We start from the raw sequence: 19,664 nt of genomic DNA, 5'->3' as shown, positions 1-19,664 counted from the left end.
CCTCTTCGGGGGCGCCCTTCGGCGTTACTGCCGTTCGGTGGCGTACGGGAGGAAGTCGGCCCAGGTGGTGGGGGTGAAGGTGAGGCGGGGGCCGTCGGGGTTCTTGGAGTCGCGGATGAGGATGGTGCCGGGGGTGGCGGCCACCTCGACGCACTCGGTTCCCTCGTCGGTGCTGTAGCTGCTCTTCACCCAGTTCGGTTCGCGCTCGGTCCCGGAGGAAGGCTTGAGGGGCATGTCTCTTCCCGCACTTTCTCGATAAAGGCCAGTGACTCACGTGGTGTGATCGCTTGCGCCCGGATGTTGCCATAACGCATGTCGAGCATCTGTACCTCTAGGGGGTCGAAGATCAGCCGGCTGAGGTGCTGGACCTCGGCGTGTGCGACCGTATCGCCCCCCTTCAGCCGGCGCAGGCTGAACGAACCGCTGAGGCCCGGGTTCACTTCCCGTGCCAGTGGAAGCACCTGGAGGTCCACGTTCCGGAACTGGCCGACCTCCAGCAACCGTTCGAGCTGCCTGTGCAGCACCAGTTTGCCCCCGATGGGGCGGCGCAGCGTCGACTCGCACTGAACAAAGCTGAAGATGGGCGGAGTCGCTGAACTGTCCAGGATCTTCTGGCGGGCCATGCGACCCGCGACCCGCTCCTCGATCTCGCGTGGCGTGAAGAACGGGCGGCGGTTGCCGATGAGTGCTCGTGCGTACTCCTCGGTCTGCAGCAGGCCGTTGAAGACGGAGTTTTCGTAGTGGCACAGCTCGACCGACGCTGCCTCCAGCTTCGTCAGGTCCCGGACCTTCTTCGGGTAGCGGACGAGTGCCACGTCCTCCTTCAGGGCGGAGAGCCGGCCGCCGGCTCCCAGTACCTCGTCCGCCAGGTCCAGGTACTCCGGCTGGGGAACCCGGCGTCCGCGCTCCACTGCGGACACCGACTCCTCGCTGTACCCGATCGCTTTCCCGAATTCGGCCTGAGTGAGCCCGGCCGCCTCGCGCCACAGCTTGAGCTGCCGCCCGACGATTTTCATCACGGCCCCGGCTTCCTCGTCCTCCGGACCCGTATCCCATTCGCTCACGCCTGACGTCCCTCCGTCGTGCTGACCATGCTCAACGTCCACCGTCCGTGATCGCTACGCCGCACGGCCCGGTCAAGAGCCGTACCAACCCGGACAGTTGCCGCCTGTCCGGCTCCCGGTCCTTCTCAGGCCAGATACGCGCGACCACGCTGTGTGACGTGAATCAGCGAATCACCCGAACCAGCAATTCCGTTACCGCGCTCGCCGTAGGCACCGTCCCAGCGCTCCGGTTCTCCGTGCCGCTCTCCGCCACCCGGCGGGGAGCGCGGCTGGCCCGGCTCCTGGCCACTGAGCAACTGCGCGCGTGGGGGCTGCCGTTCGAGTTGGCGGACCGATGGGGTGTCGAGGAGGGGCCGGTGCCGTGCAAGACCGTCTGGGCGGAGGTCGATCTCGGTGCCGGGGGCTGAACGCAGAACCGGCGCCCGGAATCCCGGGACCCGGTGGCCTGGCCGCCGGTGCGGCGGGCGGTCAAGAAGAAAGAACCCCGGGAGAGAACCTTCCAAACCCACCAAACCCCGCGTAGGTCACTCGTGGGGGTGAATCGGCTCAACTCGGCTGGCGCGCGGCCCACTTGGGTGGGCAGTCTCGGGCCTGACAACCGCAGACATGCGACGGCCCCCGCCGGGACGGCAATCCCAGTGCGAGGGCCTGACCACAAAGGAAGCTGAACCTTCCCGATGGCTGAAGAGAAGCCTAACCGTGCCGTGCGCCCGTATTCCCGAGTTCGGCGAAGTGCCACCCACAGCGGGGTGACGCATATCCGGCAGTACCAGCCGGACCGGTACACGATCATCGGCAATCACCTCGCCCAGCACCGCGACCTGTCCCTGACCGCGATCGGGGTGGGCACCCACATCCTGTCGCTGCCCGAGGGCGCGTCGGTCGACATCCGTACGCTCGCGGCCCGTTTCCCCGAGGGGCGGGACCGGATCGCCTTCGCCCTAAGGGAGTTGGAGGCGCACGGCTATGTCGAGCGGGTGCGGGAGCGGACGGCTGAGGGGCGTGTGATCACGCGTACGTACGCCCATAATGCTCCGGGCGTCACAGGGCCGAGTCAGGGGGACGAGGGGCGGGAGGACGCCCCGTCGCCGGTGGCAGCGGAGCCGCCCCGGCCGCAGGCGCCGACGACTCCCGCCGTCGAGGAGTCCTCCGCCTCCGGCGAGCATCACGCCACCGCCCGCGCCCTGCTCGTATCGCTGCGCCGTGCCGACGACCGGCTCACCCTGCCCGAACGGGACGTGGGCCGCCTCGCCTCCTCCGTGGCCGCCTGGTTCGAGAACGGCGCCAGTGCCGCGGCCGTGCGCCGCACCCTGACGGCGGGGCTCCCGCCGGACCTGACGAACCCGGCGGGGTTGCTCGCCCACCGTCTCCGGGAGTTGCTGCCGCCGCCGCTTCCCGGAGACCCCGAGACCCCGCCGGGCCCTGACAGGGAGGAGTTGCGGCCACCCCGGCCCGCCCCCTTCCAGACCTGTGACGGCTGTGAGCGGGCCTTCCGGGGCCGGGATCCGGGGCTCTGCCGGGACTGCCGGGACTGCCGGGGCGAGCCGGAGGCCCGTGATCCCGCTGCCGCGGCCTGAGCGGGCCCGGTGGACAGGCGGCCGCCGGGCCCGTCCCCTCCGACGACCCGTCGGCAAAGGCAAGCACAAAGCGGGCGTAGCGTGTTCGGTATGACGAAGTACGGAAGCTTCCCAGGGGCGCGGCCGCGGCGCCTGCGCACCACCCCCGCCATGCGGCGGATGGTCGCGGAGCACCGGCTGCATCCGGCGGACCTGATTCTCCCGGCGTTCGTCCGGGAGGGGATCAGCGAGCCGGTGCCGATCTCCACCATGCCGGGCGTCGTCCAGCACACCCGCGACACGCTGCGCAAGGCCGCCGTGGAGGCGGTCGAGGCCGGGGTCGCCGGGATCATGCTGTTCGGGGTGCCGGAGGACGCCAAGAAGGACGGCGTCGGCACGGCGGGCACCGATCCGGACGGGATCCTCCAGGTCGCCATCCGGGACGTCCGGGCCGAGGTCGGCGATGACCTCGTGATCATGTCGGATCTGTGCCTGGACGAGTACACCGACCACGGGCACTGCGGTGTCCTGGATGCCGACGGCCGGGTCGACAACGACGCCACGCTGGAGCGCTACGCCGAGATGGCGCAGGTCCAGGCCGATGCGGGCGTCCATGTCGTGGGGCCCAGCGGGATGATGGACGGGCAGGTCGGTGTCGTCCGGGATGCCCTGGACCAGACCGGGCACGAGGACGTCTCGATCCTCGCGTACACCGCGAAGTACTCCTCCGCCTTCTACGGGCCCTTCCGCGAGGCCGTCGGCTCGTCCCTCCAGGGCGACCGCAAGACCTACCAGCAGGACCCGGCCAACCTCCGGGAGTCGCTGCGCGAGCTGGCGCTCGACCTGGAGGAGGGTGCCGACATGGTGATGGTCAAGCCGGCGCTGCCCTACCTGGACGTGCTGGCGAAGATCGCGGACGCGGTGGAGGTGCCGGTGGCCGCGTACCAGATCTCCGGCGAGTACGCGATGGTCGAGGCCGCCGCCGAGAAGGGCTGGATCGACCGGGACAAGGCGATCCTGGAGACGCTGACCGGCATCAAGCGGGCCGGCGCCGACATGATCCTGACGTACTGGGCGACGGAGGCCGCGCGGGGGCTGTGAGGCGCCCGGCGGCCCGTATGCCGCGTCTGCTCCCGTCCCCGGTGTCCGGGGGCGGGAGCAGTGCTGTGTGGACTGTGTGGGGGGTGACGTTTTGTCTGCCTGGTTCCGGGCACGCACCGGTTGTCAGGGAAGACCGCGACCGGACCGAGGAGCGGGTCACCATGACTGCCAAGCGCAAGATGCAGGCCAAGGGCGCCCAGGTCATCGGCGCCATGAAGGAAGTCGTCGGCAAGGCGACGCACAACCGCAAGCTGGAGGCCGAGGGCAAGGCGGAGAAGACCGCCGGTCAGGGCCTCGATGTGAGCGAGAAGACCAAGGACGAGGTGCGTAAGCGCTGGCCGTGAGGGCCACCCGGTGTCGCTGTCCCTGCCCTGGAGACCAGTACGGCCCCGTACCTCAGCTGTGAGGTACGGGGCCGTTGTAGCCGGTGCGGCGCGCGCCGGTCAGAGGCGCTCGGGCGTCCGGATGCCGAGCAGGGCCATGCCCTGGTGGAGGGTGCGGGCGGTCAGGTCGCACAGGAACAGCCGGTTGGCGATCTGGTCCGGGCCGCCCTCGGCCTTCAGGACCGGGCACTGGTCGTAGAAGGTCGTGAACAGCGAGGCGAGGCCGTAGAGGTACGCGGCGAGCTTGTGCGGCTCGTAGGACGCGGCGGCCTCGGCGACGGTCTCGCCGAACTGGTCGAGGTGCAGGCCCAGCGCCCGCTCCGCCGGGGCCAGCGGCAGCTCCGGGTGCGCCTCGGGGGCCGCGTCACCGGCCTTGCGGAAGATCGACCGGATACGGGCGTAGGCGTACTGGAGGTAGACGGACGTGTCGCCGTTGAGCGAGACCATCTGGTCCAGGTCGAACTTGTAGTCGCGGCTCGGCGAGGTCGACAGGTCCGCGTACTTGACCGCGCCGATGCCCACCTGCGCGCCGTTCCCGGTGATCTCCTGCTCGGTCAGGCCGATCGGCGCGCCCTTCTCGCGCACCACCGCGGTCGCCCGCTCGGCCGCCTCGTCGAGCAGGTCCTCCAGGCGTACGGTCTCGCCCGCGCGGGTCTTGAACGGCTTGCCGTCCGCGCCGAGGACCGTGCCGTAGCCCATGTTGTGCGCGGTGATGTCGTCGGTCAGCCAGCCCGCCCGGCGGGCCGTCTCGAAGACCATCCGGAAGTGCAGCGACTGGCGGACGTCGACGACGTACAGCAGCGTCGTCGCCTTCAGGTCGAAGACGCGGTTGCGGATCGCGGAGAGGTCGGAGGCCGCGTAGCCGAAGCCGCCGTCCGCCTTCTGCACGATCAGCGGTACCGGCTTGTCGTCCTTGCCGCGGATCTCGTCGAAGAAGACCACCAGCGCGCCCTCGGAGCGGACGGCGACGCCGGACTCCTCCAGCAGCCGCGCGGTCTCGGCCATCATGTCGTTGTAGGCGGACTCGCCGACGATCTCGTCGTCGCGGATCTCCATGTCCAGCTTCTCGAAGACCGAGTAGAAGTAGACCTTCGACTCGTCCACGAACCGCTGCCACAGGCCGAGGGTCTCCGCGTCGCCGGACTGGAGCGCCACGACCCGCTTGCGGGCCCGCTCCTTGAACTGCTCGTCGGAGTCGAAGACGGCGCGGGAGGCCTTGTAGACGCGGTTGAGGTTGCTCATCGCCTGCTCGCCGTCGACGTCGGCCGCCGGGGCCAGCTCGCCGGGGTTCTCGATCAGGTACTGGATGAGCATGCCGAACTGGGTGCCCCAGTCGCCGATGTGGTGCCGGCCGATCGTCTGCTCACCGGTGAAGTCCAGGAGGTGGCGCAGGGCGTCGCCGATGACCGCCGAGCGCAGGTGCCCGACGTGCATCTCCTTGGCCACGTTCGGCTGGGCGTAGTCGATGACCGTGACGCCGGGGTTCTCCTTCAGCGGGACGCCGAGCCGGTCGTCGGCGGCGCGCGCGGCCAGGGTCTCGGTGATCGCCCGGTCGGTGAGCGTGATGTTGAGGAAGCCGGGGCCGGAGACCTCGATCTCCTGGAGGAGGTCACTCTCGCCGATCTCCGCGACGACCTTGGCCGCCAGCTCCCGCGGATTGCCCTTGAGCTTCTTCGCCAGCGCCAGCATGCCGTTGGCCTGGAAGTCGGCCCGGTCGCTGCGTCGCAGCAGCGGGTCGGCGGAGCCGGCCTCCGGCAGGGCTGCCGAGAGGGCGTCCGCGACGCGCTGGTGGACCGAAGCTGCGAGCGAGGTGACCGAGGCCATGGAGATGAGCTCTCTTCCAGAGGGAGGTGTCGCTGGAGTGGAAAGGGTTTGCCAACGAGTATCCCACGGCACTACCACTGATTTTCCGTCTGGGAGAATGGGCACCGTCAGGCTTTTGTGCGTCGAACGCGCAAGACGGCGCAATGAGGATCATCAGGAAGAGGAAGGCCGATCGTGGCTCAGCAGAGCACCGAGACCGACTGGGTCTCCAGGTTCGCGGACGAGGTCATTGCCGAGGCGGAGCGCCGCGCCCCGGGCAAACCGATCGTCTGCGCCTCGGGCCTGAGCCCGTCCGGCCCGATCCACCTGGGCAACCTCCGCGAGGTCATGACCCCGCACCTGGTCGCCGACGAGATCCGCCGCCGCGGGTACGAGGTCCGCCACCTCATCTCCTGGGACGACTACGACCGCTACCGCAAGGTCCCGGCCGGTGTCGAGGGCGTCGACCCGTCCTGGGCCGAGCACCTCGGCAAGCCGCTGACCCAGGTGCCGGCCCCGGCCGGCTCGGCGTACCCGAACTGGGCCGAGCACTTCAAGGCCGCGATGAGCGATGCGCTCGCCGAGATGGGCGTCGAGTTCGACGGCATCAGCCAGACCGAGCAGTACACCTCCGGTGTCTACCGCGAGCAGATCCTGCACGCGATGAAGCACCGCGCGGACATCGACGCGATCCTCGCGCAGTACCGCACGAAGAAGGCCCCGGCGAAGAAGTCGCAGAAGCCGGTCGACGAGGCCGAGCTGGAGGCCGCCGAGGGCTCCGGTGCGGCCGGTGAGGACGACGGCAGCGGCGGCTCGGCGGGCTACTTCCCGTACAAGCCGTACTGCGGGCAGTGCGCGAAGGACCTCACCACGGTCACCTCGTACGACGACGAGACCACCGAGCTCGCCTACACCTGCACCGAGTGCGGGTTCGGCGAGACGGTCCGGCTGAGCGAGTTCAACCGCGGCAAGCTGGTCTGGAAGGTCGACTGGCCGATGCGCTGGGCCTACGAGGGCGTGATCTTCGAGCCGTCCGGTGTCGACCACTCCTCGCCCGGCTCGTCCTTCGTCGTCGGCGGCCAGATCGTCCGCAAGATCTTCGGCGGCGACCAGCCCATCGGCCCCATGTACGCCTTCGTCGGCATCAGCGGCATGGCCAAGATGTCCTCGTCGCGCGGCGGGGTGCCGACCCCGGGCGATGCGCTGAAGATCATGGAGGCGCCGCTGCTGCGCTGGCTGTACGCGCGCCGCCGGCCCAACCAGTCCTTCAAGATCGCCTTCGACCAGGAGATCCAGCGGACCTACGACGAGTGGGACAAGCTGGAGGCCAAGGTCGCGGACGGCACGGTGCTGCCGGCCGACGCCGCCGCGTACTCCCGCGCGGCCCGCACCGCCGCCGGTGAGCTGCCCCGTACGCCGCGCCCGTTGCCGTACCGCACCCTCGCCTCGGTCGCGGACATCACCGCCGGCCATGACGAGCAGACGCTCCGGATCCTGAGCGAACTGGACCCGGCCAACCCCGTCACGTCCCTGGACGAGACCCGGCCGCGGCTCACCAAGGCGGAGTACTGGATCAGCACCCAGGTCCCGGCCGAGCAGCGCACCATCGTCCGCGACGAGCCCGACGCGGAGCTGCTCGGCACCCTCGACGAGCAGTCCCGTGGCTCGCTTCGGCTGCTGCTCGACGGCCTCGACGAGCACTGGTCGCTGGACGGTCTGACGACCCTGGTCTACGGCGTGCCGAAGATCCAGGCGGGGCTGGCGCCGGACGCCAAGCCGACCCCGGAGCTGAAGGCCGCCCAGCGCGCGTTCTTCGCCCTGCTCTACAACCTGCTGGTCGGCCGGGACACCGGGCCGCGGCTGCCCACCCTGCTGCTGGCCGTCGGCGCCGGCCGGGTGCGCACGCTGCTCGGCGGCTGACGGCCGTCGGAGCGCCGCTGCCGTGGAGTCGTAGACACCCCGGCGCGCTCTCCGACTGAGGGAGGAGACGGGTTCGGCCCCGGGGACGAGGATTCCCGGGGCCGGACGCTGCACGCTGGAGCCATGAGAGGGTTAATCGGCTTCATCGTCATGATCCAGGGCGCGATGGGATTCATCGGCCAGGTCTTCTTCGACGGCGCCTGGGGGCTGCTGCCCCACTGGTTCACCTTGCCGTCCCCCGCCTACGTCGGCCTCTTCGCGGCCGGTGCGGCGCTGGCCGTGTGGGGTGACACGGCCAGGAAGCGCAAGCAGGAGCGGGAGCGGCCGGGGGCGGCCTAGGGACGGCATGGGGGCGGGCACAGGGACCGCCCCTACGGGATGTGTTCGGCCATCTCCATGCGGAAGCGATGGTGGAACTCGCGGACGAATCCGCGCAGATAGCCGTCGCTCAGCGGCCCGCCGTCCCGGCCGGTGACCCCGTAGGAGTTCAGCAGATAGCGGCCGAACTGCCGGGAGTCGGGAAAGTCGTTCTTCTCCGCCACGTACATGCGGTACGCCGTGTAGTACGCCTCGTCCCGCGGGACATCGTCGGGGAGCGCGGAGACCGGGGACAACTGCTCGGTATCCGGGGGGAGTTGAGGCTCGGGTTCGGGCTCCGGGGCGTGCGCGCGCTGCTCGGGCACCGGCAGGGGCTCACCGGCGTTGCCCAGCGGACGGCTGCGCCCGGGGCCGACCGGGACGGTCAGCTGGGGGGCGGGCTCGGGGGCCGGGGCGGCGGCGGGCGTCTCGTGCAGGGGAGCGGGGGCGGCCTCACGTACGGGTCCGGCGGGGACGTCACCTACGGGTCCGGCGGGGGCGTCACCTACGGGCTCGACGGGTGCTTCGCGTACCGGCTCGCGTACGGGCTCGGGGGCGGGCTCGGGTGCGGGCCCGGGGGCGTCCTCGCGTACCGGAGCCTCGATGCCGGCCCGTGCCTCGGCCGGCCACGGTGCGGCGGCCGTACCCGTCCCGGCCGCCGGGGCCACGGCGGGCAGTTCGATCCCCGCTGCGGCGAGCCCGGCCGGCGCGGTCCGCGCCAGCGGAACGCCGTAGCGCGCCAGCCGCAGCGGCATCAGCGCATCGACGGGGGCCCGGCGGCGCCAGGCACGCCCGTAGCGGGCCCGCAGCCGGGCCTGGTAGACGAGGCGGTCCTGTTCCAGCTGGATGACCTGGTCGTACGAGCGCAGTTCCCACAGCTTCATCCGGCGCCACAGCCGGAAGGTGGAGGGGAAGGCGAGCAGCCAGCGGGTGAGCCGGACGCCCTCCATGTGCTTGTCGGCCGTGATGTCGGCGATCCGGCCGATCGCGTGCCGGGCGGCCTCCACGGCCACCACGAACAGCAGCGGGATGACCGCGTGCATCCCGACGCCCAGCGCGTCCGGCCAGGCCGCCGCGCCGTTGAACGCGATGGTGGCCGCCGTCAGCAGCCAGGCCGTCTGGCGCAGCAGCGGGAACGGGATCCGGATCCAGGTGAGCAGCAGGTCCAGCGCCAGCAGCACCACGATCCCGGCGTCGATGCCGATCGGGAAGACGGCCGAGAAGTTCCCGAAGCCCTTCTTCTCCGCCAGTTCGCGGACCGCGGTGTAGGAGCCGGTGAAGCCGATGGCCGCGATCAGCGCCGCCCCGGCGATCACCACGCCGATCAGGATGCGGTGGGTACGAGTCAACTGCGCCGTCTGCGTCGCGGACACCCGCGGTCCCTCCCCGGCTCGGCGAAATGGCGCGCCTAGCGTGGCACACCCGCCCCCGGCCCCCACCGGGAGGTGCCCCCGGCCAAGACCGGGGGCACGGGCGGTGTCGCTCGGGTCAGCTCTTGGACTTGCCGGGAGAGCTCTTGGCCTCGGTGGCCGCGGCGACCGCTTCCTTGGCGGCGGCCTGGGCCTTCTTCAGCAGGTCGGCACCCTTGGGGGTGTCCGCGCCCGCCAGGCCGGCGCCGTTGTAGTTGAGCGTGACGACGATGTTGGAGGCGCGGGCGACGACGGTGGTGTTCTTGAAGTCGTTGCCCTCCTTCTTCACGTCGTAGGTGATCGCGGTCGCCTCGTCGCCGGTGCCGGACGTCTTCACGGACGTCAGCTTCTTGGCGCCCTTGGTGTCCTTCGCGTCGATGACCTGCTTGGTGTAGAAGTCCGTGGCGCGCTTCTCGCCGGAGCCGAGGGCCTGGTCGGAGTCGTAGCGCTGGAAGCCGATGTCCAGCCAGCGGAACTGGGTGCCGTCGACGCCGTTCTCGTCGGAGCTGCTCCAGGAGCAGGTGCCGTGCACGGTGTTGTCCGAGGAGTTGCCGCGCTCCCCGGAGGCGTCCTTCGCCTTGGGCAGCATCTCCTTGACGGTGTCCTTGGAGAACGCCTCGCAGGGGTTCGGCAGCTTCTTGAACTTCGCCGGCGCGACGGTCGGCGAGGGCTTGGCCGCGCTGCTGGACTTGGTGGAGGCGGAGGCGTCACCGGAGCTGTCGCTGTCCGAGCCGGAGCAGCCGGCGACGAGCAGCACCGGTACTGCTGCGCAGGTGAGAAGGCTGGCGAGTCGCTTGGCTGAACGGTGCATGGTTCCTTCGCTGTTCGTCGTCATCCGGCCGGCGTGGAGCGCGGCCGTGGCGGTGGCCCGCCTTTCCTCGCGTACGGGCAGGGCGTGTCCGCCCTAGGGGCACGGTACGCGGCGCGGCGGGGTGGGTGACCGGTTCCTGTCGATGAGCGCAGCGCCCAAAACGGGCGCAGTTCCCCGTACTTATCGATTCGGGCAATGCGCTCTATCCGGACTATTCGCTGAGGCTCTCGGACAGCTCGCCGGCCAGCGAACGGGCCTTGTCCTGCAATTCCTGGCTCTCCGGCAACATCGTCTTGTCTGTCGACCACTGGTCGTAGGTGAGCGTCACGATGACGTTCGACGTGCGAAAGACCACAGTGATGTCGCGGTGCACACCCGAGTCCGCTGTGACCAATTTGTCATTGAGGAAGGCCGCGTCCCCGAGGTCGTCCAGGACACGCGGCGCGGTGGAGTCGCTCAGGCCCGCGCTGGGGTCCGCACTGGGGTCCGCGGCGGGGCTGGACGCCCCCGAGGGGCTCCCGGAAGGCGCCTTCTCCGTCTTGTCCGTCGAGCTGTTCGTGGTGGTTCCGGTGCCCGCGCCCTTGCCCTTGTCCTCGTCCCCGTCCTTTTCCTCGCCCTTGTCCTGGGTGGCGGACGGGCTCGGGTCGACGGGCGAGGGCGAGCCGCTGCCGCCGGACGGGATCTTTGCGGCCTGCGCCTTGCTGTCGTAGATCCCCTGCGCCTTGTCGTCATCGCTGACGGCGGCGTCGTACGACACCACGCGCTGGATGTCGAGGCTCAGATGGCGGGTGCCCGCGGTCGTCTCGCGGGTCCAGCGGCAGCCCACCCGGCGGTCGGTGTCGTAGGTGATGTCGGGCTGGCCGTCGTAGATCTTCTTGGCCTCGTCGCGCGACAGAGTCTGGCCGTCGCCGGGCAGCATGCCGCGGAGGCTGCCGCGCGCGGGCAGCCCGCAGGCCTCGGGGAGGGTCTGATAGCGGCCCGGTTCGGCGGCCTGGCTCGACGTGGAGGTGCCGCCGCTCTTGGCGTCCCCCTCTTCGCCGTCGGAGCCGGAGCCGCCGGTGCAGGCGGTGAGGGCGGCGGCCAGTGCCGCGGCCACCACCAGTGCGGCACCCGGTACGAACGGCTTGCGTGGCATCGTTCGCGGCTCCTTCCCCTACGAAATACGGTTGCCGCCGGTCAGCGGCCGATGGACACAATGTCTATCGCACGTCTTGCCGCGCACGCCGGTCCGCCGTCCAAGATCGGATAACTTGTCCGGCTTTTGCGTTTTTCATAAATTCGGGGGAATGAGGGAGTTATGTCGTACGTCGAGGTACCGGGTGCACAGGTACCTATCCGGATGTGGACGGATCCGGCCACGGTCGAGGACGTCGCGATGCAGCAGCTGCGCAATGTCGCCACCCTGCCGTGGATCAAGGGCCTGGCCGTGATGCCGGATGTCCACTACGGGAAGGGCGCCACGGTCGGCTCGGTGATCGCCATGCGCGGCGCGGTCTGCCCGGCGGCGGTCGGCGTCGACATCGGCTGCGGGATGAGCGCGGTACGGACCTCGCTCACCGCGAACGACCTGCCCGGCGATCTTTCCCGGCTGCGCTCGAAGATCGAGCAGGCGATTCCGGTGGGCCGGGGGATGCATGACGACCCGGTCGACCCGGGGCGGCTGCACGGCTTCCCCACGGCCCGGTGGGACGACTTCTGGGCGCGGTTCGACGGGGTCGCCGAAGCGGTCAAGTTCCGTCAGGAGCGGGCCACGAAGCAGATGGGGTCGCTCGGCTCCGGTAACCACTTCATCGAGTTCTGCCTCGACGACGACGGTGTGGTGTGGCTGATGCTGCACTCCGGCTCCCGCAACATCGGCAAGGAGCTCGCCGAGTTCCACATGGGCCAGGCGCAGAAGCTGCCGCACAACCAGGGCCTGGTCGACCGTGACCTCGCCGTCTTCATCGCGGACACCCCGCCGATGGCGGCGTACCGCAACGACCTGTTCTGGGCGCAGGAGTACGCGCGGCACAACCGCGAAGTGATGATGGCGCTCTTCCAGGACGTCGTCCGCAAGGAGTTCAAGAAGGCGAAGGTGACCTTCGACGACGTGATCTCCTGCCACCACAACTATGTGGCGGAGGAGCGGTACGACGGCATGGACCTGCTGGTGACCCGTAAGGGTGCGATCCGGGCGGGCAGCGGCGAGTACGGGATCATCCCGGGCTCGATGGGCACCGGCTCCTACATCGTCAAGGGCCTGGGCAACGCCGCGTCCTTCAACTCCGCCTCCCACGGCGCCGGCCGCAAGATGAGCCGGAACGCCGCGAAGAAGCGGTTCTCCACCCGGGATCTGGAGGAGCAGACGCGGGGCGTGGAGTGCCGTAAGGACTCCGGTGTGGTGGACGAGATCCCGGGCGCCTACAAGCCGATCGAGCGGGTCATCGATCAGCAGCGTGACCTGGTCGAGGTCGTCGCCAAGCTCAAGCAGGTCATCTGCGTGAAGGGCTGAGCGCGGCACGCCAGATGACCGACCGCCCCGGACCGCTGTGGTCCGGGGCGCTTGCGTGCTGACCGCCGATCACCGCCCGGAACGGCCGTCGCCCACCGGCCCGTCGCCTTGTGCGGAGCCGTGGTGACCACCGCTCCCGGCATTGATTGGACAGAGCCGAGCCGCAACCAGAAGGATCGTCGGGCAGCAGTGCCGCGGGCATCGTCGGGGGCGGGCCGGTGAAACCTGTTTTTCCTCCGAGCCACGCCGCGTCGTCCCCTGACACCTCGGAGGAAAGCCACCGATGAGCTTCGACAGCCCGCAGAACCCCTACGGCCAGCAACCGCCGCCGGCCCCGTACGGAGCTCCGCAGCAGCCGGCCCCGTACGGGTACCCGCAGCAGGCGGCGCCGGGGTATGGCTACCCGCAGCAGGCCGCTCCGGGCTACGGCTACCCGCAGCAGGCCGGCATGCCCGCCGGGCCCGGGATGCCCGCCGGGCCCGGGGCGTACGCGAGCTGGGGCAGCCGTTTCGGTGCCTTTCTGATCGACTTCCTGGTTGCTGGACTGGTGCCGGTGCTTGCGTTCATCACCGCGCTCGTCCTTGAGAAGACGTTGTACTCGGGCTGCCTCATGGAGCACGAGTGCTACGTGGCCAGGGAGAAGGTACGAGTCCCGATCATCATCGCCCTGCTGGTGATCGCCGTTCTGTGGGCCGTCGTCGCCAACATCGTCATCCTCGTCAAGGAGGGCAAGGGTGCGTCGCCGGGCAAGAAGGCCATGAAGATCCGGCTGATAAGCGAGCAGAACGGTCAGCCGCTCGGCTTCGGCAAGGCCCTGCTGCGCCGTATCTGCCACGCGCTGGACAGCGCCCCGTGCAGCATCGGCTACCTGTGGCCGGCGTGGGACGCGAAGGGCCAGACCTTCGCGGACAAGGTCATGCGCACGGTGGTCGTCAGCACCGAGTGAGCTGGCGCCCGGCCGGTCAGCCGCGTCAGGGGATGAGCCCGCCCGCGGAGCGGCCGCCGGCCCGGGAGACGCGGCCGGCCATCGCTCCGCCGCCGGTGGCGACGCCGCCGCGGGGTACGGGGTGGGCGAACGGGGGCGTGTCCTGGCGGCACGCCGCGCCGGGGGGCGGGAGGGTGCCGTCGATGAAGTAGCGGCTCTCGTAGGCGTGCAGGCAGCTGCTGGGGTTGGTCAGTTCGGTGTGGCCGTAGCCGTGGTGGGTGAGCAGGCGGGCCTGGGCCAGTTCTTTGGCCAGGGACTGGGCGCCCGAGTAGGGAGTGGCGGGGTCGTAGGTGGTGCCGATCACCAGGACGGGGTGCGCCGTCGGCTTGTTCCACGGGCCGCTGTAGCCGTCGGCGGCGACCGCCGGCCAGGTGGCACACGGCTCCCCCGCCCAGGTCCAGAAGCGTCCGGCGTCGCCCGCGCGGCGGGCGGCGGCCTCCTCCAGGGCGTGATAGGCCCCGGGGTCACGCGGATGGGGACTCTCGCCGCAGAACACCGCGGCGGCCTGTTCATCGCCGAGGTACGGATTCGGGTTCGGGACCGGCGGTGCGGGGGGCGGCGGGGTCGGGTCCGGGGCGCGGCCCTGCCAGAGGGTCTGGAGCCGGGCGGCGAGGTAGGCCCATCCGGGGTCGACGTTGTAGAGGCTGTTCACGACGTCACCGACCGTACGGCCATAGGTCCACGCGCCCACGGGATGCTCCCGGAGCCGCCGCATCAGCCGGTCGAACTTGTCCCGGGTCGCCTTCGGGCTGCCGGCGGAGAAGGCGCAGCGGGCCGTGGTGGTGGCGCCGCACCGGGTCAGGAACTGGTTCAGGGTCGCGGCCGCGCTGAGGTCCGAGCCCATGCGCAGGAACGTCGGGAGCCGGGGGGCCTCGCGCGAGGCGTGGTTCGTCCAGGCCAGCGGGTCGATGGTGCTGTCGAGGGCCATGGCGCGGACCTTGCCGGGGAAGAGGTTGGCGTAGGTGGCGCCCAGGAACGTGCCGTAGGAGATCCCGAGATAGCTGAGCTGCGGTTCGCCCACCGCCTGGCGGAGCCGGTCGAGGTCGCGCGCGGTGTCGGCGGTCGACACATGGCGCAGCAGCTCGGGGTCACGCTGCTGACAGCGCCGGCCCAGCTCCCGGTACGCGGCGATCCAGGCCGCCCGCTGCGCCGCGCCCACCGGGAAGCCGGCCGGTCTGCTCGCACTCCACGCGCGGGCCTCCGCGGGGCCGGCGAAGCAGTTCACCGCGGTGCTGCTGCCGATTCCGCGGGGATCCCAGCTGACGATGTCGAACCGCTCCCGCAGCTCGCGCGGGAAGAACGGGTAGATCTGCGGCATCTGGACGGTGCCCGGCCCGCCGGGCCCGCCGGGGTTGAAGAACAGGGTGCCGAGGCGCCGCCGGGGGTCGGTCGCCTTCCGCTTGATGACGGCCAGTTCGATGGTGCGGCCGCCGGGGTTGCGGTAGTCCAGGGGCACCTTCGCGGTCGCGCAGTCGAACTGACCGCCCTGGACGCAGGGGTGCCACGCCAGCCCCGATGCCGGCCCCGAAGGCGATGGCGGACCGCCGGCCGCGGCGAGATCCGGCCCGGCCAGGACCGTCGAGCAGGTCACAGCCGCGGTCACGACCGCGGCGTACCACCTACGGCCCGCCAGGGCCCCGGCTATGTGCATGCCTTGTCCTTCCACGGCTGAGCGCCCGACGCCGCCCATGCGCGGGAGTCGGCACGCTTCCGTGTCCACCCCACCGTGGTCCGGCACGGTGCGCGAGCCCATCGCGGCCGAATGGCCGAGCTGGGGGCACGGGGGTGGAGGGGCTAGCTGTGGTCAGCGGGGTGGATGGGTGAGCTGCGGGCACGGGGCGGAGGGGGCGGGCTGCGGTCAGCGGGGAGGGTGGCTGAGCTGTGGTCATGGGTCCGCTGTCGCGAGCGGAACGCCCCGGGACACGGGGCCCGGACACCCGGTGGGGGTGTCCCCAGGCCCCGTATCCGGGGTGACCGTACGGCGGGCGGCGGTGCCCGCCGGGTAGCTCAACCGGTGTGGTGGCGGGTGGCTCAACCGGTGCGGTGGCGGTGGCTCAACCGGTGCGGTGGACCTTGGAGTTGGAGGCCTGGGCGCGGGGGCGGACCACCAGGAGGTCGACATTGACATGAGAGGGGCGGGTGATCGCCCAAGTGATGGTGTCGGCGACATCCTCCGCGCTGAGCGGCTGGTCGACGCCCGCGTAGACCTTGGCGGCCTTGTCGGTGTCGCCACGGAAGCGGGTGGTGGCGAACTCGTCGGTCTTGACCATGCCCGGGGCCACCTCGATGACGCGTACGGGCTCGCCGCACAGCTCCAGACGGAGGGTCTCGGCGATGACATGCGCACCGTGCTTGGCGGCGACATAACCGCCGCCGCCCTCGTACGTGCCATGGCCCGCGGTGGAGGAGAGCACGACGACGGTGCCGTCTCCGGAGGCGGTCAGCGCGGGCAGCAGCGCCTGGGTCATATGGAGCACGCCCAGCACATTGACCTCGTACATGGTCCGCCAGTCGGCGGGGTCACCGGTGGCCACCGGCTCCGCGCCGAGGGCCCCGCCGGCGTTGTTGACCAGGACGTCGACGGACGGGTAGCGGCCGAGGGCGGCCGCGAAGGCGTCGACGGCGGCGCGGTCGGTGACATCGAGGGCGTAGGCCTCGGCGTTCGGCAGCTCGGCGGCGAGCGCTTCGATGCGGTCCTTGCGGCGGGCGGTGAGCACCACGTGGTAGCCGGCTGCGGACAGCGCTCGCGCGGTGGCGGCGCCGATGCCGCTGCTCGCTCCGGTGACGACGGCGGTACGGGCCTCGGCGGTCATGCACTCTCCTCGGGCGATGGGGCCCCTGCTCCTCATGAGCCGGGCGAGACGGTCTGCGGCCAGGATATGCAGGCCGGTCAACGGCCCCTGGGGGCGTACATGATCACTGCCACGCCGGCCAGACAGACCAGTGCGCCGATCACGTCCCAGCGGTCGGGGCGGTAGCCGTCGGCGACCATGCCCCAGGCCAGCGACCCGGCGACGAAGACACCGCCGTACGCGGCGAGGATCCGGCCGAATTCGGCGTCCGGCTGGAGCGTGGCGACAAAGCCGTACACCCCGAGCGCGAGCACTCCGGCCCCGATCCAGGCCCAGCCCCTGTGCTCCCGGACGCCCTGCCAGACCAGCCAGGCACCGCCGATCTCGAAGAGGGCGGCGACGACGAACAGGACGACGGAGCGGGCGACGAGCATGGGGGAAGCGTACGGAGTAGATGCGTACGGAGTAGATGCGTAGGGAGTGGATGCGTCCGGTGGATGCGTAGGGAGTGGATGCGTACGGAGTGGGAGCCCGGCTCAGGTGGGGGCGGGGTGGCGGTGTGGGGCGATGGGGCAGGGGGACTGTCAGTGGTGTGTGGCAGCTTCGGAGGCATGCTGATCGAACGGGCTTACGTGGACGTGCCGGAGGGGACGGGGGCGGCGGAGGACGGCTGGCCGTGGACGGTGCCCTGTGTGCGCCAACTGGCCGAGGAGGGGCTGGCGTTCCGTGCCCCGGTGACTTTTCTGGTGGGGGAGAACGGTTCGGGCAAGTCGACCCTGGCCGAGGCGCTGGCGGAGGGTTTCGGGCTGGATTCCTACGGAGGGTCGGCCGGATACAAATACGCCAGCTCGCGGGAGGCGTCGCTGCTCGGCGGGATGATGCGGTTCGATCCGACGCGCGAGGGGCGGGGGATGGTGCGCGGGCCGCGGGTCCGCCGACGGGGGTTCTTCCTCCGGGCCGAGACCGCGATGGAGGCGCTGAACCGGGAGCGGAGCGCGCAGAAGCTGTCGCGGTCCCCGGACGACATGAGCCATGGGGAGGGCTTTCTGATGGCCTTCCGGGAACGGTTCGCGCAGCGCGGCCTGTATGTGATGGACGAGCCGGAGGCGGCACTGTCTTTCTCCTCCTGCCTTGAACTCGTGGGGCTGATGGACGAGTTGGGGAGCGGCGGTGCACAGATCATCTGCGCCACTCACTCCCCGCTGCTGACGGCGCTGCCCGGCGCCGAGATCGTCGAGGTCGGCGAGCACGGGATGCGGCGCGTGGAGTGGGCGGAGCTGGGGCTGGTCGACCACTGGCGGCGCTATCTCAACGACCCGCGGGCGTATCTGCGGCATGTGCTGGCGGGGTGAGGGCGGTGGCTATGGAGGCGCCGTCCTCGGTGCCGGTCCAGTGGGCGACGGCGCCCCGTAGCGCCGCGGCGCGTGCGGCGGGGGCAGTGGCGTCGGTGGCCCAGGCGATATAGCCGTCGGGGCGTACGAGCAGGGCCGTGCGGCGCCCGCTCCGCCAGCAGGCGGTCACCACGCGGTCATCGGCACGGTCATCGCCACGACCATCGGCGGGGCGAGAGGAGTCCCCGCTGCTTGCCGGGGCCTGGGGGACGCTGGGTTCGCCGGCGGGGGTGATGAGGACGAACCGGCCCTGGCGGAGGAGCTCATAGAGGCGGCTGCCGCCCGCCAGCCGGAGGTCAGGGGCGCGGCGGCCTGCGAGGGGGTGGGCGCCGGGCCCGGCCGGATAGGCGATACCGAGGCCGGAGAGGGTGTGCACCGCCCGCCGGGCCAGCGGCCGCACATGGTTGACGAGTTGGGCGGCGAGGGCGCGGACGGCGTGCCCGGGGCCGGTGGGCAGCAGGGCGATCCGGATGAGGGTGCCACTGCTGCGCAGTGCCTGCTTGCCCACCGGGTGGCGCTCGGTCTGATAGCTGTCCAGCAGGCCGTCGGGGGCCCGGCCCCGCAGTACGGCGGCCAGCTTCCAGCTGAGGTTGGCGGCGTCCTGGAGGCCGGTGTTCATGCCCAGGGCACCGGCGGGGGAGTGCACATGTGCGGCGTCGCCGGCGAGGAAGACACGGCCGACGCGATAGGAGGGGACCTGGCGCTCGTCGCTGTGGAAGCGGGAGATCCAGCGGGCGTCATGCATGCCGTAGTCACTGCCGAGGGCGAGCCGGGTCAGCTCGCGGATCTCGTCGAGGTCGGCGGGCGCGTCATCGGCGGCCTGGTGGTGGCGGTTCCAGCCGATGACGCGGTACCACCCGCCGCCGAACGAGGCGATCAGCGCGAACGCCTCGCCGGTGGCGTTGAAGGTGAGGGGTGAGTCGGGCTCCTGGGCCAGCCGGACATCGGCGAGCACCAGCGAGCGGATCACCGACTTGCCGGGGAAGGGCAGACCGACGGCCTCGCGGATGGTGCTGCGGACGCCGTCGGTGCCGACCACATAGGCGGCGCGGACGGAGCCGAGCCCCTCGGCGGTCCGGAAGCGCACCGTCACACCCTCGGCGTCCTGGTCGAGGCCGAGCACCTCGGAGTCGTGGCGGAAGGTGACACCGGCCCGGCGGGCCCGGCGCTCCAGGACCCGCTCGACCTCGAACTGGGGCGTGACCAGCACGAAGGGGAAGCGGGAGCGAAGCTGGGTCGGGTCGATGGTGGCCCGGCCGAAGAGGCGGAGGCCGCTGAGCGGATGGCCGCCGGCGACCAGCTCATCGGCGAGGCCGCGGGCGTCGAGCTGCTCCAGGGTGCGGGCGTGCACGACGAGGGCGCGGGTGAGGTTGCTGATCTCGGCGGGGCGGCGCTCCAGGAGCGTGACGCCCAGCCCCGCCTCGGCGAGGTCTCCGGCGAGCAGCAGGCCGGTCGGCCCGGCGCCCACGACGATGACGTCCGTGTCGCGCGCTCCGCGGGGGTCGGCCCCCGCGGCGTCGCTCCGGTCGGTCCTGCGGTTCATGGCGTGCATGGCTTCCGCCTCCCGTGGCTGTGCCAACGCATGTTGGTCAACGCTTGTT

At 71.0% G+C, this 19,664-nt stretch carries 19 protein-coding genes; 9 read left to right on the top strand and 10 right to left on the bottom strand.

Features of this window, described 5'->3' with window-relative positions:
- Positions 1-24: 24 nt before the first annotated feature.
- Positions 25-234: a DUF397 domain-containing protein gene (locus AC3EUV_RS33475; RefSeq protein ID WP_432146931.1), complete on the bottom strand. Its 210-nt coding sequence runs from the start codon at positions 232-234 to the stop codon at positions 25-27.
- A complete protein-coding gene (locus AC3EUV_RS33470) occupies positions 186-1,064 on the bottom strand; it encodes a helix-turn-helix domain-containing protein (RefSeq protein ID WP_435604557.1) in 879 nt (292 codons plus the stop codon). Before AC3EUV_RS33470 ends, AC3EUV_RS33475 begins: the two co-directional genes overlap by 49 nt.
- Before the next feature lie 170 nt (positions 1,065-1,234).
- On the opposite strand from AC3EUV_RS33470, the gene AC3EUV_RS33465 reads away from it, so the two are divergent.
- The 4 genes from AC3EUV_RS33465 to AC3EUV_RS33450 all read left to right on the top strand — a co-directional run bounded on the left by AC3EUV_RS33465 (position 1,235) and on the right by AC3EUV_RS33450 (position 4,065).
- Positions 1,235-1,471 carry a hypothetical protein gene (locus AC3EUV_RS33465; RefSeq protein ID WP_435604556.1) on the top strand — a complete coding sequence of 79 codons (237 nt, stop codon included), beginning with the start codon at positions 1,235-1,237 and terminating at the stop codon, positions 1,469-1,471.
- Between the two features lie 342 nt (positions 1,472-1,813).
- Positions 1,814-2,641, top strand: coding sequence for a helix-turn-helix domain-containing protein (locus AC3EUV_RS33460; protein ID WP_435604551.1), 828 nt, complete (start codon positions 1,814-1,816; stop codon positions 2,639-2,641).
- Positions 2,642-2,731: 90 nt separating this feature from the next.
- The gene (hemB, locus tag AC3EUV_RS33455) at positions 2,732-3,721 is read left to right on the top strand and encodes a porphobilinogen synthase (protein ID WP_435604550.1); all 990 of its coding nucleotides are present in this window, start codon (positions 2,732-2,734) and stop codon (positions 3,719-3,721) included.
- 161 nt (positions 3,722-3,882) lie between these two features.
- Positions 3,883-4,065, top strand: coding sequence for a CsbD family protein (locus AC3EUV_RS33450; RefSeq protein WP_042155638.1), 183 nt, complete (start codon positions 3,883-3,885; stop codon positions 4,063-4,065).
- Positions 4,066-4,164: 99 nt separating this feature from the next.
- Here AC3EUV_RS33450 and argS read toward each other — a convergent pair whose 3' ends face one another.
- Complete coding sequence (argS, locus tag AC3EUV_RS33445) at positions 4,165-5,928, bottom strand: arginine--tRNA ligase (RefSeq protein WP_435604549.1); 1,764 nt, start codon at positions 5,926-5,928, stop codon at positions 4,165-4,167.
- 174 nt (positions 5,929-6,102) lie between these two features.
- On the opposite strand from argS, the gene lysS reads away from it, so the two are divergent.
- Together lysS and AC3EUV_RS33435 are read left to right on the top strand one after the other, a co-directional pair.
- A complete protein-coding gene (lysS, locus tag AC3EUV_RS33440) occupies positions 6,103-7,827 on the top strand; it encodes a lysine--tRNA ligase (RefSeq protein WP_435604548.1) in 1,725 nt (574 codons plus the stop codon).
- Positions 7,828-7,950: 123 nt separating this feature from the next.
- Positions 7,951-8,166: a hypothetical protein gene (locus AC3EUV_RS33435; protein ID WP_432146369.1), complete on the top strand. Its 216-nt coding sequence runs from the start codon at positions 7,951-7,953 to the stop codon at positions 8,164-8,166.
- A 32-nt stretch (positions 8,167-8,198) separates the two neighbouring features.
- Here the strand turns inward: AC3EUV_RS33435 and AC3EUV_RS33430 are convergent, their stop codons facing one another.
- The 3 genes from AC3EUV_RS33430 to AC3EUV_RS33420 all read right to left on the bottom strand — a co-directional run bounded on the left by AC3EUV_RS33430 (position 8,199) and on the right by AC3EUV_RS33420 (position 11,539).
- Complete coding sequence (locus AC3EUV_RS33430) at positions 8,199-9,557, bottom strand: DUF2637 domain-containing protein (RefSeq protein ID WP_435604547.1); 1,359 nt, start codon at positions 9,555-9,557, stop codon at positions 8,199-8,201.
- A gap of 115 nt (positions 9,558-9,672) precedes the next feature.
- On the bottom strand, positions 9,673-10,404 hold the full coding sequence (locus AC3EUV_RS33425; protein WP_432146380.1) for a DUF3558 family protein: 732 nt from the start codon (positions 10,402-10,404) through the stop codon (positions 9,673-9,675).
- 211 nt (positions 10,405-10,615) lie between these two features.
- Positions 10,616-11,539 (bottom strand): hypothetical protein, encoded by a 924-nt coding sequence (locus tag AC3EUV_RS33420; RefSeq protein WP_432146381.1) that lies wholly within the window; start codon positions 11,537-11,539, stop codon positions 10,616-10,618.
- A 162-nt stretch (positions 11,540-11,701) separates the two neighbouring features.
- Between AC3EUV_RS33420 and AC3EUV_RS33415 the strand changes: the two genes are divergently transcribed.
- Both AC3EUV_RS33415 and AC3EUV_RS33410 read left to right on the top strand, forming a co-directional pair.
- Positions 11,702-12,895 (top strand): RtcB family protein, encoded by a 1,194-nt coding sequence (locus tag AC3EUV_RS33415; RefSeq protein ID WP_432146382.1) that lies wholly within the window; start codon positions 11,702-11,704, stop codon positions 12,893-12,895.
- Positions 12,896-13,178: 283 nt separating this feature from the next.
- A complete protein-coding gene (locus AC3EUV_RS33410; protein ID WP_435604546.1) occupies positions 13,179-13,841 on the top strand; it encodes an RDD family protein in 663 nt (220 codons plus the stop codon).
- 25 nt (positions 13,842-13,866) lie between these two features.
- Here the strand turns inward: AC3EUV_RS33410 and AC3EUV_RS33405 are convergent, their stop codons facing one another.
- The 3 genes from AC3EUV_RS33405 to AC3EUV_RS33395 form a co-directional block, all read right to left on the bottom strand.
- Positions 13,867-15,531, bottom strand: coding sequence for an alpha/beta hydrolase (locus AC3EUV_RS33405; protein WP_435604545.1), 1,665 nt, complete (start codon positions 15,529-15,531; stop codon positions 13,867-13,869).
- Positions 15,532-15,934: 403 nt separating this feature from the next.
- A complete protein-coding gene (locus tag AC3EUV_RS33400; protein WP_432146385.1) occupies positions 15,935-16,693 on the bottom strand; it encodes an SDR family oxidoreductase in 759 nt (252 codons plus the stop codon).
- A gap of 77 nt (positions 16,694-16,770) precedes the next feature.
- Positions 16,771-17,106, bottom strand: coding sequence for a YnfA family protein (locus AC3EUV_RS33395; protein WP_435604544.1), 336 nt, complete (start codon positions 17,104-17,106; stop codon positions 16,771-16,773).
- 177 nt (positions 17,107-17,283) lie between these two features.
- On the opposite strand from AC3EUV_RS33395, the gene AC3EUV_RS33390 reads away from it, so the two are divergent.
- Positions 17,284-18,024, top strand: a complete 741-nt coding sequence (locus AC3EUV_RS33390) for an AAA family ATPase (RefSeq protein WP_432146387.1) — start codon at positions 17,284-17,286, stop codon at positions 18,022-18,024.
- Here AC3EUV_RS33390 and AC3EUV_RS33385 read toward each other — a convergent pair.
- A complete protein-coding gene (locus AC3EUV_RS33385) occupies positions 17,981-19,615 on the bottom strand; it encodes an FAD-dependent monooxygenase (RefSeq protein ID WP_432146388.1) in 1,635 nt (544 codons plus the stop codon). The two genes, AC3EUV_RS33390 and AC3EUV_RS33385, sit on opposite strands and share 44 nt — an antisense overlap.
- Between the last annotated feature and the right edge of the window lie 49 nt (positions 19,616-19,664).

The sequence above is a fragment of the Streptomyces sp. bgisy130 genome (genome assembly GCF_057708345.1).
The sequence above is the reverse complement of the archived record's forward strand: the minus strand, read 5'-3'. Positions and strand labels throughout refer to the sequence as shown.